Source organism: Dyadobacter alkalitolerans DSM 23607 (assembly GCF_000428845.1).
In the GTDB taxonomy this organism is placed as follows: Bacteria; Bacteroidota; Bacteroidia; order Cytophagales; family Spirosomataceae; genus Dyadobacter; species Dyadobacter alkalitolerans.
On sequence record NZ_AUAS01000007.1, the window covers coordinates 21,587 to 41,330 of the forward strand.

A 19,744-nucleotide genomic window follows, 5' to 3' on the forward strand; every position below is an offset into this window, starting at 1 on the left:
AGGGCTAAATTACTGACAAGATGGCATTTTACAATCAATTCGTAACTTTGCAGCATGACGGCAGAAGATCTTGTAAGGCAGCAGAGGAGTCAGTTTATCAAAGCCAAAGCATTGGAAAATGGCTTTGATTTCTGCGGCATTTCCAAAGCAGATTTTCTGGAAAAAGAGGCGCCGCGCCTGGAAAACTGGTTAAATAATAACCATCATGGCGCTATGGGCTATATGGCCAACCATTTCGACAAGCGCCTCGATCCCCGTAAACTCGTCGACGGCGCCAAAAGTGTCATCTCCGTTCTCCTCAATTACTATCCCGAAAGCAAACTGCCGGAAGGTCCAGACGATCTCAAAATCTCCAAATACGCTTACGGAACGGACTATCATTTTGTTTTAAAAGAAAAACTGGGCGCACTTTTGCAATCCGTTCAGGAAGAGATCGGGGAGGTGAGCGGAAGGATATTTGTGGATTCTGCGCCGGTGATGGATAAGGTATGGGCTGCAAAAAGCGGTCTGGGCTGGGTAGGGAAGCATTCTAACCTGCTGAACCGGGATATGGGCAGCTTTTTCTTTATCGGGGAAATCATCTGTGACCTCGACCTGGCGTATGATGGCGCCGTTCAGGATTATTGCGGGACGTGTACAAGATGCCTCGATGCTTGTCCGACGGATGCGATCACCGAGCCATTTGTTGTTGACGGCAGCAAATGCATCAGCTATTATACTATTGAATTAAAGGAAGCAATTCCACAGGAGGCCCAGGGAAAGTTTGATAACTGGATGTTCGGCTGCGATATTTGCCAGGATGTATGCCCCTGGAACCGGTTTTCCAAGCCGCATACGACCAAAGAATTTGCCTTGCCTGAAAGTCTGGCAGGCTTCACAAACAACGATTGGCAGGAAATCACAGAAGAAGTTTTCCGCGAGCTCTTCCGCCGGTCCCCCATCAAGCGCACGAAATTTGACGGTTTAAAGCGCAATATCGAATTTGTTCTATCTTCTAAATAAAAAGCACAACTAATTCGGAAACATCCTATATTTGAAATCGGGGGCCGCCAAGGAGTTCCCGCCCCGGGGGAGACCCCAATGACTGAATAAAAGACTCAAAAAAATGAGAAAACAATCTGTCAATCTTTGGGCCGCGCTTGTATGTGTGGTGTTAGGTCAAATTATACCGGCTTTGTGGTATGCCGCTTTTTCGGACCGCTGGATGGCTTTGAACGGCTTTACTGCGGAACAGATCAAAGGGAATACGAGTCCCATTCCTTATCTCGTTAGCATTGTTTCTTCTTCTTTCGTGGCTTATACGATGGCATGGGTTTTCACCAAGATTCCTGTTAAATCCTTGCCCTCAGGTTTGTTTACCGGCTTGCTTTTCGGCGTTGTTTTTGTTCTTTTTGAAATCATTGTTAAAGACATGTTCTCCATGCGGCCGCTCGCGCTGTCACTGATCGATGGCGGCGTGCGTGTGCTCGTGTACGCAATTACGGGATCCATTCTCGGTGCCTGGCGTAAGTACGAATAATTCTTCCTGTCAACAGCCTAATCCTTCTTGCAATAATACTAGTTCAGGTGTGCACCATCGGAGCGAGCAATGCTATACGCTCATTGCAAACGCTGCTTTCCTTCCCGTCTATCTGATCCATAATTTCAAGATTTGACAAATTTCCAAAAACCGCCTCTGCTGCGTTGTGTTTCGAGCACGCAAAAAAAACGCAGCAATATTAATAAATGTTAATCCGACAAATAATATTTCTTATTGAGCCGTTATAGTCACTTTTATCACTTAGGATATGTAAAATAGCCGAATATTAGTTTAGTGCAATTAAATTTTGCCAAATAAATTGTTTGTGTTCTTTATTAATTATACATTTCATAAAAATTCAATAAACCCAAAGCTCAACCTATGAAAAGAGGTCTACAATACCTGCTGCTCACGCTAGTGGTGACGGCACTTTTTAATTCCGTGTCAATGGCCCAGGACCGGCAGCTTACCGGTAAGGTCAATGATGAGAGCGGAGCAGGAATACCCGGCGCAAATATCCTCATCAAGGGCACGACCCGGGGAACCAACACAGATGCTGAAGGAGCTTTTACCATCACCATGGGATCAGCCGGAACACTCATCATTTCATCCGTTGGTTATACATCGAAAGAAGTGGAAGTTACCGCTTCGGTTTCCAGTGTAAATGTGGCCCTGGAACCTGATATCAGAAACCTGGGGGAAGTAGTTGTAACAGCGCTGGGAATCTCGAAAGAGCAAAAAACGCTGAGTTACGCGACCCAGATGATCAATACAGATAACTTTTCCAAAGCGCGCGAACTCAATGTTGCCAACTCACTTTCCGGTCGGGTTGCAGGTTTGGACATTGTAAGATCGTCTTCTGGTGTGGGTGGTTCCAGCCGCGTCGTTTTGCGTGGTGATCGTTCTATTACGGGAAATAATCAGGCACTCATCGTTGTGGATGGTGTTCCTATTGACAACTCCAATTTTAGTCCGGGCAATGCAAACGGTGGCCGCGATGCGAGCGATGGTCTGTCCAGCATTAACCCTGACGACATTGAATCCATCAACGTATTGAGAGGAGCGTCTGCGACTGCATTGTACGGAAGCCGCGCTGCAAACGGTGCACTTTTGATTACCACCAAAAAAGGTTCTGTCAGAAAAGGGGTTGGTGTGAGCATCAGCAGCACTTTTCAGGCAGAGCAGGCTATGGAGTTGCAGAAGTTTCAGAATGTGTACGGCCAAGGTGTGGAAGGCAAGTTCCAGCCGAACAGTGAGTTTAGCTGGGGGCCTAAAATGGATGGCCAGCAAGTAGCAGCCTGGGGTCCTGATCCGGAAAACAAGGGTAAAACCTATGCTTATTCGCCACAGCCAAATTCTTACAAAGACTTTTATTCAACAGGAACATCGCTGGCAAACTCCTTAGCGCTGACAGCGGGCAACGAAAAAGTGCAGACTTATTTTTCCTACACAAATACATCTGCCAAGGGAGTTGTTTCAAACAATAAACTAAGCAGGCATAACTTCAACCTGCGCTTATCCAGCCAGATCACCAGCAACCTCAGCTTTGATGGTAAAGTGACTTATCTGAGCGAAAAAATTGAGAACAGACAGCAAACAGGAGAAGCGTTCGCTAACCTGCAACGCCACATTCTGCGTCTTCCAAGAAGTATTGATTTGGCGCAGGCTAAGGATTTTGAATATGTAGACCCGGCAACCGGAAAAACGCTTCAAAATTACTGGAACCCAGGTTCTAACGGTGGCCAAAATCCTTACTGGATCAAAAACCGCGTCCTTGCGCTTGATAACCGTGACCGGATCTACGGATTTACGTCCCTTAACTACAAACCTACGACCTGGCTGACTGTGATGGGACGTGCGGGATATGACAAGTACATTGATAAGTTTGAAGGAAAATGGTATACCAATACTTACACCATTGCTGATTTCGGGGATTACCAGACCAACTGGAGAGATAATTCAGAATTGAACCTTGATTTATTTGCACTGATCAGCAAGCAATTTGGAGAAAACTTCAAATTGGACGCAACAGTTGGTGGCAACATCTTGAAACGCGATTATGTGAATCACCAAACATTGAACAACGGGTTGAACCGCGATAATTTGTTTGTAACCACAAATGCAAGAAACTCGGTTACCAACAGGACTGTCACACAAACGCGCAAGCAAGGCGTATTTGCATCCGCGGATCTGATCTGGAAAGACGCATTGACACTTTCCGCATCTGCAAGAAATGACTGGTCGTCTACATTGCCGACAGAAAACCAATCCTATTTCTTTCCATCAGTAGGAGCGGCTGCGGTTCTGAGCAGTTTGTTCAATCTGCCTCAGGCCATTTCTTTTGCCAAGATCAGAGGAAGCTACGCATTGACGGGTAACGATGCCAGCCCATATCTTCTGGCGCAAACTTACTCCTATGTAGCAGGAGGAAATACGGGCTATATCGTCCGGGACAACATTAAGCCTTTCCCTGACCTGAAACCAGAGTTGACCACTGCACGTGAAATTGGTCTGGAAGCGAAATTCCTGCAAAACAGGATCGGTTTCGATCTTACACTATATAGCAGTAATTCCAAAAACCAGCTGTTCCAGGTTCCGCTTTCGCGTGCATCGGGATGGAGTTTTGAATACATTAATGCTGGTGATGTGAAAAACAGCGGTATAGAATTGACATTTAACATTGCACCAGTTAAAACGGAGAATTTTTCCTGGAACCTGGATCTGAATTATGCAAGGAATGTAAATGAAGTGGTGAAATTGTCTGACAGGGTTGCTACACTGCCTCTGGCTTCTGACTTTATGAACTTTGTGCGTGCTGAGGAAGGCAAGCCGCTGGGACAAATTTACAGCCGCGGTTTTCAAAGAGACGAGCAGGGACGCATCAAAGTAGGTGTGAATGGTATTCCGCTGGTAACGTCAAGCACAACAGTTCCACTAGGAACATCGCGACCAAGCTGGACTGGCGGTGTTACAAACCGTTTTAGTTACAAAGGCTTTAATCTGAGCCTCCTGATCAGTGGAAGAATCGGTGGCGTAGTTACTTCTTTCACCAATGCAGTCATTTATGCAGATGGTGTTACTGAGGAAACACTGGCCGGACGGGACGGAATGGTTGTAGAAGGTGTGCAGGCAGACGGCACGACTAACACAGTGTCGACAACAGCAGAGGCTTACTGGAAATTTGTTGGCGGACGTAATACGCCTATCGGAGAAGCATTTACATACAGTGCTTCCAACATCAGGCTGAGAGAGGCCACGCTGGGTTACACCATTCCTGCCGGTGTGTTAGCAAAATCACCTTTTCAAAGTGCCTCATTATCGCTTGTAGGCCGTAACCTGTTTTTCCTTATGAACAAGGCGAAAGGTTTTGATCCTGAATTGGTTGCAGGTTCGGCCAACACAACGGTAGGTTTGGAATCGTTCTCTATGCCATCCACACGCTCACTGGGTGTAAGTCTTAATTTGACATTCTAATTGTAAATCGGAAAAATGAAAAGGAGCTATAAAATACTATCGTTCGCTCTCCTTACCACTGTTGCAGTATCAACTTATTCCTGCACGGGGAATTTTGAGGAGATCAATACAAATCCAACCAAGCTGACTGAACTGGATGAATCAGGAACAGAAAACGCTTATGCAGCGGCCCAGTACCGGTCTATTTTTGCAGCCTGGCAAACTTACCAAAGCCTTTTCGCGGATTTGCAGGGGCAGTACTTTGCCAATGTAGCGCAAGGTTTCTCTTCCGACCGCAATGTAATGGTGGGTAACTGGCTCAATGGCGCCTGGAATGACTTCTATGGCACGGCGATTCCTGCTTTATTGGGTGTGTTGGAAAACACAGGCCCTGGCGGCAAATATGAAAACCCGGGCAAGTTCGCAATGGCCAATATCTGGAAAGTATATATGTATCTGCCAAGAACAGATTATTGGGGGCCTATCCCTTACTCGAAAGTAGGCAGTGGCGAGGCATCCGTGCCTTATGACAGCCAGGAGTTTATTTACAAGGATTTTATCGCAACCCTGAAAGCTTCAACGGCCACGCTGGAAACACTTAAAGGCACAAAAGTATTTGGTTCGGTAGATCAGATTTATGCCGGAGATGTGAACAAATGGATCCTTTTTGCAAATACATTGAGACTGCGGATCGCTATGCGGATGTCAGAAGTCGAGCCAGCCTTGGCGAAAACAGAAGCTGAATCGGCTGCAGCGGCAGGAACTTTGGCAACCAATGCAGACGATGCATTCCTGAAAGTAACACCCAACTCGTTCAATCCGATGAACCAGGCCACCGCCTGGAATGAGTTCCGGATGAGCGCGGCTATGGAAAGTGTTCTGAAAGGATATGCAGATCCCCGGATCAGTAAATATTATGCGCCGGTGCCTGGCACTACCAATACATTCAAGGGGTTGCGTAACGGATATACACAAGGCGAGCTGGGACAACCGATCAATGCTGCCTCTGCCACTTCCAATGTTGCCGACGTATTTCTTCCGGCCGTGCAGGGGACCAATCCATTTGCGATCATGTATGCATCCGAAGCTTACTTCCTGAAAGCAGAAGGCGCCTTGAAAGGATGGAACATGGGCACAGGCACTGCAAAAGACTTTTATGAAAAAGGAATTGACATTGCTATGAGACAATGGGGCATAACGGATGCGGCGGCTATTACGGCCTACATCAACGGAACTACGCCCCCGGTCGCATTGGCAGATTTTGTGAAAAGCCCTCCTTTAACAGATGTTCCCGTTAAATTTGCAACAGTTCCAGCGAAGCAGTTGGAACAGATCATTACCCAGAAATGGCTGGCAAATTATCCGAATGGTCACGAAGCATGGGCTGAATACCGCAGGACTGGTTTTCCAAAGCTGTATGCCCGGATCAACTCCGATAATCCTGATTCACCCAAAGATGCAGTAGTACGGCGCACGCCTTACGTCGATAGCGAAAAGCAGACGAATCAAGCTGCTGTTACTGAGGCCATCAAGCTGCTAGGCGGCCCCGACAATTCAGCAACAAGACTTTGGTGGGATAAACCATAATGTTACCTTAAATTCACATGTGGTAAAAAGGCGGGCACTATGCCTGCCTTTTTGCTACCGTTTGATTTTATAAAACTTCTGATGCAGGTTACCATGAAAAATAGCCGTATTATTCTGCTCCTCAGTATTTTCCTTACATCTTGTCAAAACAAAGACACCCTTTTCACGCTGCTCAAATCCAGTGAAACAGGTGTTGAATTCAATAACTATATCAAGGAAGATGCCGAAAACAATGTTCTGGCCTATGGATATTTCTACAACGGCGGCGGCGTTGCAGCAGCGGATTTCAATAACGATGGCCTCGTGGATCTGTACTTTACCGGAAACATGGTAGCCAATAAATTATATCTTAATAAAGGAGATTTTGAGTTTGAAGATATTTCGGAAAAGTCGGGAACAGGCCTGAATGAGGGCTGGAAAACGGGCGTTTCGGTTGTGGACATTAACGACGACGGATGGATCGACATCGTTGTATCACGCGCCGGCGCGCAGGATCCGCGGCTAAGGAGCAAGTTGCTTTACATTAATAATGGTAAAACTGCCGACGGCATTCCAACATTTACCGAAAAGGCAGCCGAGTATGGGCTGGACGATAAATCTTACACTACACAAACAGTATTTTTTGACTACGACCGCGATGGCGACACAGATTGTTTTCTGCTCAACCATTCCGTGCAGAAATACGCGGGTTTCAGCAACCTCATAAGCAGTTACCGCGAACAGCGAAACGACGCCTACGGCAATAAACTTTTGCGCAACGACGGTGGCAAGTTTAGCAATGTAACGGATTCATCCGGCATTATTTCAAATGTTCTGAGCTTTGGGTTGGGGGTAAATGTGACTGATTTTGACAATGACGGCTGGCAGGATATATACATTTCCAATGACTACAATGAGAACGACTATTTGTATCTCAATCAAAGAAACGGAACATTCAAAGAAGTGATCAGGGAAGCAACGGGCCATGTTTCACTTTATTCGATGGGGACTGATGCGGCCGATCTGAACAACGACGGCCTTACTGACCTGCTCACGCTCGACATGCTGCCAGTATCCAACGAACGCATTAAGCTGACGTCAGGCGATGACAATTACGATAAATATCAGCAACTGCTCAATGCCGGTTTTCATGACCAGACCATGCGCAACATGCTCCAAATCAACAACGGAGTAAATCCGAACGGCGTGCCTGTTTTCAGCGAAATAGGTCAGTTAGCAGGCGTTTCGAACACCGATTGGAGCTGGGCGGCACTTATGGGAGATTTCGATAATGATGGCTGGAAGGACATATTCGTGTCTAATGGTTATGCCCACGATTATACCAATATGGAGTTTTTGAAATACTCAACGGATGTGCAGGTAAAGGCGGTGCAAGGCGGAAAGACGCCCACACAAATGGAAATCATTGCAGAAATGCCGCCTATTGACGAACCAGACTATATTTTCCAGAACCAGAAAGGATTGACATTCACCAAAAAAATCAAGGAATGGGGTTTTGAAAAGGCAAATCAATCCAACGGCGCAGTCTACGCGGACCTGGATAATGACGGTGACCTGGATATTGTCACGAATAATGTGAACCAACCGGCATTTGTTTATAAAAACAATGCAGAAACCAAGCTAAAAGCCAACTATCTCAAAGTAAAACTGGAATCGCCCAAGTACGCATTCCTGGCCGGGACAAAACTGACGCTCTATTCCGACTCGCTGACACAAACACAACATTTCATGCCCGTGCGGGGATTCCAGTCTGCGCAGTGGGATCAGGTTCATTTTGGCCTAGGGAATGAAAGTAAGATCGATTCGATGGTTATTGCCTGGGCAGACGGCAGTAGGCAGACATTGAAAAATTCGGCAGCGAACAAGTCGTTAATTGTGAAGTATAGCGATGCTAAAAAGCTTCCCGAGGCACCATTTGTCAGACCATTCACTTACTGGGAGCCGGTTGACGGAGTTGACTTCACACACATGGAGGATGCGAGAAATGATTTCCGGATACAGACTTTGCTGCCGAATATGCTCAGTTACCAGGGCCCGAAAATCGCTCAAAAGGACATTAACGGCGACGGGACAGACGATTTGTACATTGGCGGCGCAAGAGGGCAGGGCGGAACTTTGTTCATCAGTAAAAATGGAAAATTCGTCCAGTCGCCACAGCCTGAATTTGCAGGTAGGGAAGGATATGAGGATGCCGAGGCGGTATTTTTGGACGCGGACCGGGATGGAGATCAGGATTTGTTGGTTGTGAGTGCAGGTTATGAACTTAATCGGGAAGATAGACTGGCTATGCCCCGCTTGTATACCAATGTAAACGGCACATTTGTAAGGACTTACTTTCCAAACCTCGCAGGCAATGCCGGGACGATCGCCGTTTCGGATATTGATCGTGATGGCGATCTGGATGTTTTCCTGGGCGTCCGCGTTACGCCCGGAAGGTTTCCTGAAAGTGCAGGTGGTTTCCTGTATACGAACAATGGAAAAGGCTATTTCACAGATCAAACAGAGCTTCTGGCACCGCAGCTAGGCAAAGCGGGCATGGTAACCGATGCTGTTTTTGAAGATCTGAACAAAGATGGCTATCCCGAGCTGATCCTCACCGCCGACTGGAAACCGATCCAGGTTTTCAGCAACAAAGCCGGCCGGTTAACTGACGCCAGCACAATGTACGGAACCGCTGGTACAAACGGTTGCTGGAACCTCATCAAGCCAGCGGACCTGGATAATGACGGCGACATGGATTTTGTGGTGGGCAATATGGGGACAAACTGGCAATGGAACCTCACATCCCCGGACAGCCTATCTTTATATGCAGCGGATTACGATAATTTGCAACGAATTGTCCCGGTCATCACCGTCACGCAGGACGGGAGGGAAGCGCCTTATGCGAGCCGGGATGAATTATTGGATCAAATCCCGTCGCTGAAAAAGAAATACACCGACTACGTTTCCTATTCCAAAGCCAGCCTCTCGGACATGCTGCCAGCAGAGAAATTGAAAACTGCACAAAAACTGACGGCTAAGATATATAAGAGCGGCATCCTTGAAAACAAAAACGGAAAGCTGGTTTACCATCCGCTGCCCATTGAAGCACAGTTTTCTCCTGTTTATGCCATTTCACTTTTTGATATGAATGCGGATGGCAAGTCGGACATTATTTTGGGTGGTAACCTCAAACAAACGCGTGTCCGGATCGGAAAAAGTGACGCCAGTTACATTCAGGTATTTCTCAACAAAGGCAATCTTTCTTTTCAATATCTTCCCCAATCCCAGAGTGGATTTTTCACAACAGGCGAAGTCCGTGACCTGGCGCTTGTCTCGTCCGGGCAGGAAACCCGGCTACTCGCAGCTTTGAATAATGCAAAGCTGGTTACTTATCAATTCCGCAAGCCAGCCTCGAAAAAATAATTGGTTTTGCTTTCCAACCCCGCATACATACGGGCACCTACACTTATGACAAAAGAGTTATTAAAATGTATCATTTCAACATTAACTTAACATTAAAAAAATAAAAATCTATTAATGCTTTCTTAAAATTATTTAATTAGCTTAGAACTTAGGATATTTGCCTAATGATAAGACCGAGCGTTTAATCTTCGGCCGATACCAGTTTTAACCTAATTTTAGTCTATTAATTTATCCTAACTATGAAAGAAAAGCTATTAAAAAGTTGTTCAGGGGGATTTATTCCACTTGTCGTTCTTTTACTTTTTGCTTCATTATCGGTCTTCGCACAAGGAAGAACGGTAACGGGCAAGGTGACTGACGAGAAAGATGGGGGGCTTCCCGGAGCATCTGTAACAGTGAAAGGTTCTACAAGAGGAACCAACTCGGATGCGGACGGAAACTTCTCGATTTCGGGCGTGCAAGATACGGACGTGTTGGTTTTCAGCTCCATCGGTTTTTTGAAGCAAGAGATCAGCATCGGTAGCAAATCCGTAGTGGATGTGAAAATGACTCCTGACGTGGCTAACCTGGAAGAAGTGGTTGTTACGGCACTGGGTATTTCCAAAGAATCCAGAAAACTGGGTTATTCGGTGACAACGATCGGTGGCGAAGTAATGACAAGGGCTCGTGAAACCAACGTAGCCAATTCTCTGGCAGGACGTGTGGCCGGTTTGAATGTGAAAGGAACAAGCGGCGGTCCTGGTGGAACAGCCAAAATTCTGATGCGCGGTATGCCAAGTATGAACTCGGGTGGTTCACCATTGATCGTCATCAACGGCGTTCCTATGGATAACACCCAGCGTGGAAGTGCAGGAGAATGGGGCGGAGCTGATGGTGGAGACGGAATCGGTAACCTGAACCCGGACGATATCGAGTCAATGACCGTTTTGAAAGGTCAGGCTGCATCGGCTTTGTTTGGTGCGCGTGCGTCAAACGGGGTTATTTTGGTTAAAACAAAAGCAGGGAAAAAAGGCGATTTCTCCGTGGATTATAATTTGAACTACTCCATGGACGAGCCTCGCAACATGACTGATTTTCAATATGAATTTGGTCAGGGAGATGCCGGTATGAAACCAACTACTGCTGTGGCAGCGCAGCAAACTGCGCGTCAGGCATGGGGTGCAAGACTGGATGGCTCTCAAGCAATCCAGTTTGACGGTAAAAACTATGCTTACTCTGCTCAGAAAGACAATATCAAGAATTTCTATCGCATGGGTTCCAACTTCACAAACAGTGTTGCAGTAACCAAAGGTGGCGATAACGGATCATTCCGTTTATCACTTGCGAATCTTGATACGAAATCAATCATTGAAAACAGCGGATTGGGCAGAAAAACGATCAACCTAACGGCTGATCAGAACATTACCAAGAGGCTGAGCATTAATGTAATGGCCAATTACATTGACGAAAAAATCAAAGGTAAGCCTGTTTTGAGCGACGGTCCGATGAATGCCAACAACGGTATTTTCCTTGCGCCAAACATCGATCAGCGTATTCTTGCGCCTGGCTTCAATCCTGAAACCGGAAAAGAGATTGTTTTCAGTGATGACGAATATGTTACAAACCCATATTTTGTTGTTAACCAGTTTGTTAATGACGTAAAACGGAAGCGTTTGATCTCTGCTGTTGCAGTGAAATATCAGTTCGCTGATTGGATCTATGCACAGGGAAGAGTTGGTTATGACAATGCGAACGACCGTATTTTCAAAGTAACTCCTTGGGGAACAGGTTTTTCTCAGAATGGTAAAGGTGCGCTGGATGAACTTTCCAATGCACAGCGTACTGAAATTAACGTAGATGGATTGTTGGGCGTTACCAAAAGCTTCGGTGAGGATTTTACCGTAGACGCGATCCTGGGTGCTAACCTTCGTAAAAACCAGTACGAAAAAGTGCAGATCGGCGGTGGCCCATTTGTTCTTCCTTATTTGTACAGCTGGAACAACGTGGTGAATTTCAACAGGAATTATGAAGTTCAGAACAGCGAAGTTCAGTCGGCTTATTACAGTGTTGACCTTGGATATAAAGGCATCCTGAATTTGAGCACAACCGGCCGGTATGACTCCTACTCAACGCTTCCAAGCAGCGCAAGAAGCATTTTTACACCTTCTGTAACCGGTTCATTCATTTTTACGGATCTTCTGAACTCATCTGCACTTAGCTTCGGTAAGGTTCGCGCTTCTTACGCCCGTACGAGCGGGGAGCCTGCAACGCCTTATGGAACAGCTATTTACTACGGTGTAGGAAACTCCTTCAATGGCGTTCCAACAGGTAATTTCAGCGATGAGCTTCCAAACTTATTCCTGAAACCATTTACCAAAAGCGAAGTTGAAGTAGGGCTTGAACTGAAATTTTTCGGAAGCCGTCTTGGACTGGATGTTTCTTACTATGATCAGAAAACGAAAAACGAAATCATGCCTGCAACATACAGCAGTGCAACAGGTTACGTAAGAGGTGTGGTAGGAACAGGTTCAGTTCAAAACAGAGGTTTGGAAGTAATGCTTACAGGCTCACCGGTAAGAACTTCGAAATTCGAATGGAATGTATCTTTCAACCTGACATCAGTTAAAAACAAAATCCTGAGCACAGACCAGGACAACCTGGACATTAACCTGGGTTCCAACCGTGCAACATTGGGTAATGCAGTAACGGCGTTCGTAATAGGAGAGGCTGGTCCGCAGATCCGTGCATATGATTACAAGTATCACGCAAATGGCCAGATCATTGTAGATGCTTCGGGTTTACCTGTTCGCGATGACAAGTTGACGAGCTTCGGATCGGTGTTGCCAACATTGTATGGCGGACTTAACAACGACATCCGGTTGGGCGACTTCAATTTTGGTGTTTTGGTTGATTACAACTATGGCAACAAAATCCTTTCTGCAACTGAAAACTACACTTACAGAAATGGTTTGAACAAAGCGACACTGGTAGGCCGCGAAGGCGGTGTGACAACAGGTGTTACGGAATCAGGTGCACCTAACACGGTTACAGCCACTGCAAAAGCTTATTACACAGCCCTTGCAAACAATGTGACGGGAATAAGCGTTGTAGATGGTGACTTTATCAAACTTCGCCAGCTTACATTAGGTTACAACCTGCCTGCGAAAATGGTAGAAAAATGGCCATTGATCCGTGCCGTGAACATTTCTCTCGTTGGCCGGAATTTGCTGTATTTCGCAAGAGAAACCAAGAACATTGATCCGGAAGCTACTTTCGGTGCTAACCTGAGATACGCGGGTATCGAAGGAACCAGTTTACCTGCAACGCGCAATTATGGTGTGAACGTAAACTTCAAGTTTAAATGAAAATCGACATGAAAAAGAGTATTATAAGTATGATCATTCTGGCAGGGCTGCTTCCTTTGTCCTGTACAGACAGCTTTGACGAGCTGAACACCGACCCGACAAAAGCAACCGGCGAATCGTTTGATGCCAACTTGCTGCTGCCATCGGTCCAGTACAATTATGTAGATGCGACGGCAGGTTATAATGGCGGGATCCTGTTTCAGAGCATGTGGGTGCAGGTTCTTGCATCAACAACTTCCGGCGCAGCCAACTATTATTCGAACGGTGATAAATACGGGATTTCGAGCAACACCAACTCCTACCTGTCAAGCACATGGAACAGGGGTTTCCGTGCAGCCAGTCTTGCATATGAAATGGAGCAGCTTTCGAAAGACAAACCTGCCCTCGTGAACTTGATGAACATTGCGATCATTATGCAGGTACAGAGCATTGCAACCATCTCCGACACTTACGGAGATGTGCCTTACACAGAAGCTTTGCAAGCAAAAACAGGCATCACATTGCCAGCATATGACACGCAGGAAGCGGTTTACAAATCATTGCTGACCAGACTGGAAACAGCTTTGGGGGCTTTGAATCCAGATGCGGCTATTCCAACCAACGATTCTTTCGAGGGTTATGAAGGAAGCATTGTTAAATGGAAAAAGTATGGTTACTCGCTGATGTTGAAACTGGCCATGCGTTTGACAAAGGCAGATCCTGCAACAGCGAAAACTTATGCAGAGAAAGCAGCAGCCGGGGGCACGTTCGCAAGCGTTGCGGATGATGCCTATATCATTATGGACGAAGCTAATGGCTATAACAATGGTAACGGAGCAGCATTGTCTACACCGGCTGACATTTACCAGGTAAGATGGAGCAAGACAATGATTGATTATCTGAAAGCTACAAATGATCCGCGCTTAGGCAGGATTGCAGAAGTTCCTGCGGCTGGATTGACGGCTAATCAGGCACTGACTTCCTCTGGCAGCAGCGCACCCGAAGTTCAGTTGGGCCTTCCAAATGGTTATGACCTGAATGGCGGCGCAACCGATATCTCAAAAAGCGCAGGTTATCCTGGCGGCACCGGAACAGGCGCAAACGTAACGCCAATCGGCCGTTATTCCCGTCCTACCTCCATTTACCGGACAAGAAGTGCACCGCTTTTCGTGCTTACTTATGCTGAAACAGAATTGTTGCTTGCAGAGGCTGTAACAAGAGGTTATGCAGTTGGCGGAACGGCAGCAGCGCATTATAAAAATGGCGTATCTGCCGGTATCCAGTCACTTGGCAAATATGGCGAAGGTGCTGTGATCACGCCTGCTGTGGCTGATGCTTACGCAACGGCTCACCCGCTTGTGCCTGCTAATGCTTTGAAGCAGATCAATGAGCAGATATGGGCTACCACCGGCATCTTGTTCAACTTCACTGAATCATGGAACAACTGGAAGCGTTCCGGTTTCCCTGAATTAAAGCCAGTAAACTACGTGGGCAACTTCTCAGGAGGAGCAATTCCAAGAAGACAGCCTTACCCAACTACGGAGGCTGCTCAGAACGGAGCCAATTATAGCGAAGCCGTAGGCAGACTTTCCAGCGGAGACAACTGGGTTTCACGCATCTGGTGGGATAAGTAATAAATAAAATTAAAGCGGTAAGAAATGTAAATTTTCTTACCGCTTTCAAAAAATTGATTGCACTAAGTTTTAACTTCAACCTTTCGTTGAAGTTTTTTATTTTACAACATATCTTCCTCTTTTCAAAAGTCATAATAGATTAATGCATACAAAAAGGCTCCATCGTTACCTGATTTTTGCATTGTTTCTGACTCTTCATTTTGCTGCGGTCAGAGCGCAGCAGCCTTTATTCCAACTGCTCCCTGCGAAGCAAACCGGCATTAACTTCATCAACACCATTACCGAGGATGAAGGCCAGAATGTGATGTCGTACGAATATTTTTACAACGGCGGCGGCGTGGCAGTCGGCGACATTAATAACGATGGTTTCGAAGATCTTTTCTTTACCTCAAACATGGGGTCTAACAAGCTTTACCTCAATCTGGGCGCGACGAAAGGGCAGGCTTTAAAGTTCAAGGACATTACCAATTCAGCAGGTAAAGGTTTGGAAGGACGTAAAGACGGCTGGAAAACGGGGGTTACTATGGCCGATGTGAACGGCGACGGCCTGCTGGACATTTACATTTGCTACTCAGGTAAAGTGGCCGATGACAAACGAAAAAATCAGCTTTTCATCAATCAGGGAAATCTTCAATTTCTCGAACAGGCCGCTCAATATGGCCTGGATAATATCAGTTACAGCACACAAGCAGCATTTTTTGACTACGACAACGACGGTGACCTGGATATGATGCTTTTGAACCATAGCGTCAAGAAAATTGACAATATGGAGCTTGCGAAGGCCAAGCAGGAAACGGACATGCTCGCAGGGAATAAGTTATTTGAAAATCAGAAAAATCAATTCAAAGAAGTTACGCAAAAAGCTGGCATTCACCAGTATCCGCTCACATTCGGGCTGGGTATGGCCATTGCAGACGTGAACCAGGACGGCTGGCAGGATATTTACGTTACCAACGATTACAACGAGTCGGATTATTTATATATCAACAATCAGGACGGAACATTCTCGGATGTTACCCAGCAGTATTTCAGGCATTTAGCTCAATTCTCTATGGGAGTTGACATTGCTGATTTCAATAATGACGGCTTGCCTGATGTGATGTCGCTGGATATGCTTCCGGAAGACAACCAGCGACAGAAATTATTGCAGTTACAGGAAAATTACGAGGCATTTGAGCTCATGATGAACCAGAAGCTGCACAAGCAATATATGCGTAACATGTTGCAGCTCAACAACGGCGACGGCACATTCAGCGAAATCGCGCAGTTCTCGGGCGTTTCCAATACGGATTGGAGTTGGAGCCCGCTCCTGGCAGATTTTGATAATGATGGTTATAAAGACCTTTTCGTTTCCAACGGCTATCTAAGGGATTATACCAACAAGGATTTTCTCAAATACTGGGGCGATTACAAGGTAAGAAGGGCGGTAGACAAAGAGCCTTTTCTATTGATGGACCTGATCCGGGCGATGCCTTCGACCAAGCTGGCCAACTATATTTTTAAAAATAACAAGGATCTGACATTCAGTAAAATGCAGGAGCCCTGGGGACTGGCGCAGCCTGCGGTTTCCAGCGGTGCGGTTTATGCGGATCTGGACAATGATGGGGACCTGGACCTTGTTGTAAACAACATTAATGATCCGGCCTTTGTATACCAGAATATGCAGCAGGAGCAAGCAGGTAACGCCTGGTTTCAAGTTAAGCTCAAAGACAACGCTGCCAACAAAAACGCGGTAGGAGCGAAAGTTTACATTTACACAAAAGGCACACAGCAATATCAGGAAGTAAATCCCAACCGCGGTTATCTGTCGTGCACACCCACCCGGCTGCATTTTGGATTAGGGGAAACGACCACCATTGATTCCGTGAAAGTGATCTGGCCTGGCGGAGCTGTTGAGTTATTACCAAACGTAAAAGCGAACCAGTTACTGGTCATCGAGAAGTCGGGCAAAGCCAATGCGAAGCGATTAGCGGCTAAAACCAATGCGCCTGTGTTTCAAAAACAAAACGGCAGCATTGCGTATCAGCATGAAGGTTTCAACGAAAATGATTTCAAACGTCAGCCATTAATGTTGTCCATGTATTCCCAAACGGGCCCGGTTTTGGCGAAAGGGGATGTTAATAAGGATGGTTTGGAAGATGTTTTTGTGAGCGGCGATCAGAATAAGCAGGCGAAAATCTGGTTGCAGCAAAAAGACGGAACATTCAGCGAATTGCCTGGTTTTGCCGTTGGCGACGAAAACATTTCCGCAGCCACTTCCGCCATCTTCTTTGATGCGAACGGCGATGGTTTTGATGATCTGTATGTGGCTAAGGGCGGTTATTCCATGTTTGAGCCGAACACGATTTCCTTACAGGATGAAATGTATCTCAACGACGGGAAAGGCAAGCTTAACCTGTCTGTTTTATCACTGCCCAACCTCAAATCCAGCAGCAAATCCTGCGTTCGTGCATTTGATTTTGATAAAGATGGCGATCAGGACCTTTTCGTCGGCGGCCGCATCATTCCGGGCCGCTATCCTGAAACCCCGGTTTCCTACTTGCTGATCAATGACGGAAAGGGCAATTACAAAGTCAAAGATTCGCCATTTTTCAAAATAGGCATGGTTACCGACGCGCAATGGGCGGATCTGGACGCGGACGGAAATGTTGAGCTCATTATTTGCGGCGAAATGATGGCGATAAAAGTCTTTTCTTTCAGCAATAATGATTTCACAGACAATACATTAAAGTTCTTCAAACGGGAGGAATCCGGGTTCTGGTCATCGCTTTTCATCGGCGATCTCGATCAGGATGGTAAGCTGGACATTGTGGCTGGAAATATGGGCCTTAACACGCAGATCAAAGCATCCGAAAAGGAACCGGCAGAACTCTATTACGCGGATTTTGACAAAAACGGCTCTATTGATCCCTTTTTCAGTTTTTATGTTCAGGGTAAATCCTATCCCTTCGTAAGCCGCGACGAGCTGAATGATCAGATTTATCCTATGCGTAAGAAATTTCCTTACTATAAAGATTATGCAAATGCTTCCATCACCAATGTATTTTCGAATGAGGAACTTAGCAATGCAACCAAGCTGGAAGCAACGGAAATGCGTTCCGTGTGCTTTTTGAATAGAAACGGAACATTTGAAAAACAACCCTTACCCGTACAGGCGCAGTTTGCACCTGTAACCATGATCGCATCCGGTGACTATAACCAGGATGGAAAGGCAGACCTGCTTTTAATGGGGAACAAGACCGATAACCGGCTGAAAATAGGGAGTATGGATGCCAATTACGGCTGCCTGCTGGCAGGAGACGGCAAAGGTGGTTTCGCTTACATTCCGCAGCCGCTGTCAGGGTTATCTGTGACGGGCGACGTTAAATCCTGCATTCAAATTGACATTAATAAAGCGCCTTGTCTGGTTGTGGGTGCTTTCAATGAGTCATTACAATTTTACAAAAGAACAAAGTGATCCGGGTATTTTTCATATTGGCATTACTGGTGAGCCAGGCCGCGGTGGCACAAAAAACAAAAGCTGAGCTGCGGACACACTTGCAGCCTGCCGTTTTTTCGGTCACAATGGTGATGATCCATGATGTGGTAAACCCGCCTGCGGCGAGCCGTTTTTATACTTATTGCCTCATGGGCGCTTATGACATTGTAGCGCAGCACAACAAGCAGATCGTGCCGCCCACCAAATTCATCCCGGGCATTCAGCCTGCGAGCATTACTGCCGCACCCGGCTATAATTACCAGATCGCGGCGCTTTATTGCATTCTCGAAACAGGCAGGCTTATTCTCCCATCGGGTTATATGCTGGAAGAGGACCAGAAAAAGCTCATTATAGCATTGCTCCGCCAAGGACATGCGCAGAAAACCATCGATCAGGCAGTTGCCGTTGCCCAGGAAGTAGCCAGGCAAACCGTCGCCTACGCGAACACAGACGGTTATTTAAAATTAAGCACCAGACTGCGTTACCGTCCGAAAAAAGGCGAGGCATACTGGTATCCGACGCCCCCGGGATACATGGAAGGCATCGAGCCGCACTGGAAAACCATCCGCCCGGTTATGATCGACTCGTGCAATCAGTTTTTGCCAAAGCCGCCGGTTGCGTTCAGCAGGGATAGCACCAGTGAATTTTACCGGCTTTCAAAAGAAGTGTATGACGTAGGCCGGAACATGACAGAAAAAGAGCGTTTTATTGCTTCCTATTGGGATTGTAACCCATTCGCAATCAACACCTCAGGTCATATGTCCATTGGTTTTAAAAAAATAAGCCCGGGCGGCCACTGGATGAACATTACGAGCATTGCCACCACAAAAGCAGGTCTGGATCTGGATAAAGGCATTATGGTGCATGCATTGACGGCAGCAACGCTGCTGGATTCCTTCATCAGCTGCTGGGACGAAAAATACCGGAGCAGCCGCGTCCGTCCCGAAACCGTGATCACCCGCTACATTGACCAGAAGTGGCAACCGCTGCTGCAAACGCCGCCTTTTCCCGAATATACAAGCGGCCACAGCGTGATTTCCACAGCCGTGGCGGAAACATTAACCTATCTTTTGGGTGATAATTTTTCTTTCAGGGACGATACAGAAGTGATTTTTGACCTGCCCACACGTGATTTCAGATCATTCAGGCAAGCTGCCGAGGAAGCGGCCATTTCCAGGTTGTACGGCGGCATACATTACCGCGATGCGATTGAAAACGGCCAGAGCCAGGGCAAAGCAATTGGCGATTTTATTGTGGATAAATTAAAAGCAAACGGCATAAAACCCGCCATTTGACAAATATCAGAATCCCAACCTCCCGACTTTCCTGCTAAATCAGTAGTTTT

Annotated in this window: 9 protein-coding genes; all 9 read left to right on the forward strand. The window is 46.5% G+C overall.

The features are described 5' to 3' along the window. Nucleotides 1–54: 54 nt before the first annotated feature. Nucleotides 55–1,002 carry a tRNA epoxyqueuosine(34) reductase QueG gene (queG, locus tag G395_RS0115160; protein WP_026630829.1) on the forward strand — a complete coding sequence of 316 codons (948 nt, stop codon included), beginning with the start codon at nucleotides 55–57 and terminating at the stop codon, nucleotides 1,000–1,002. Nucleotides 1,003–1,105: 103 nt separating this feature from the next. Continuing rightward, nucleotides 1,106–1,519, forward strand: coding sequence for a DUF1761 domain-containing protein (locus G395_RS0115165; protein ID WP_084439644.1), 414 nt, complete (start codon nucleotides 1,106–1,108; stop codon nucleotides 1,517–1,519). Nucleotides 1,520–1,900: 381 nt separating this feature from the next. Further along, nucleotides 1,901–4,993, forward strand: coding sequence for a SusC/RagA family TonB-linked outer membrane protein (locus G395_RS0115170; RefSeq protein ID WP_026630831.1), 3,093 nt, complete (start codon nucleotides 1,901–1,903; stop codon nucleotides 4,991–4,993). A gap of 15 nt (nucleotides 4,994–5,008) precedes the next feature. Next, a complete protein-coding gene (locus G395_RS0115175; RefSeq protein WP_026630832.1) occupies nucleotides 5,009–6,559 on the forward strand; it encodes a SusD/RagB family nutrient-binding outer membrane lipoprotein in 1,551 nt (516 codons plus the stop codon). A 93-nt stretch (nucleotides 6,560–6,652) separates the two neighbouring features. Continuing rightward, nucleotides 6,653–9,964 (forward strand): VCBS repeat-containing protein, encoded by a 3,312-nt coding sequence (locus G395_RS0115180; protein WP_026630833.1) that lies wholly within the window; start codon nucleotides 6,653–6,655, stop codon nucleotides 9,962–9,964. A 239-nt stretch (nucleotides 9,965–10,203) separates the two neighbouring features. After that, nucleotides 10,204–13,308 carry a SusC/RagA family TonB-linked outer membrane protein gene (locus G395_RS0115185; RefSeq protein WP_026630834.1) on the forward strand — a complete coding sequence of 1,035 codons (3,105 nt, stop codon included), beginning with the start codon at nucleotides 10,204–10,206 and terminating at the stop codon, nucleotides 13,306–13,308. Between the two features lie 8 nt (nucleotides 13,309–13,316). Continuing rightward, complete coding sequence (locus tag G395_RS0115190) at nucleotides 13,317–14,921, forward strand: SusD/RagB family nutrient-binding outer membrane lipoprotein (RefSeq protein ID WP_026630835.1); 1,605 nt, start codon at nucleotides 13,317–13,319, stop codon at nucleotides 14,919–14,921. Between the two features lie 142 nt (nucleotides 14,922–15,063). Next, complete coding sequence (locus tag G395_RS0115195) at nucleotides 15,064–18,378, forward strand: VCBS repeat-containing protein (protein ID WP_211237780.1); 3,315 nt, start codon at nucleotides 15,064–15,066, stop codon at nucleotides 18,376–18,378. Continuing rightward, nucleotides 18,375–19,694 carry a vanadium-dependent haloperoxidase gene (locus G395_RS0115200; RefSeq protein ID WP_026630837.1) on the forward strand — a complete coding sequence of 440 codons (1,320 nt, stop codon included), beginning with the start codon at nucleotides 18,375–18,377 and terminating at the stop codon, nucleotides 19,692–19,694. Before G395_RS0115195 ends, G395_RS0115200 begins: the two co-directional genes overlap by 4 nt. Nucleotides 19,695–19,744 lie beyond the last annotated feature (50 nt).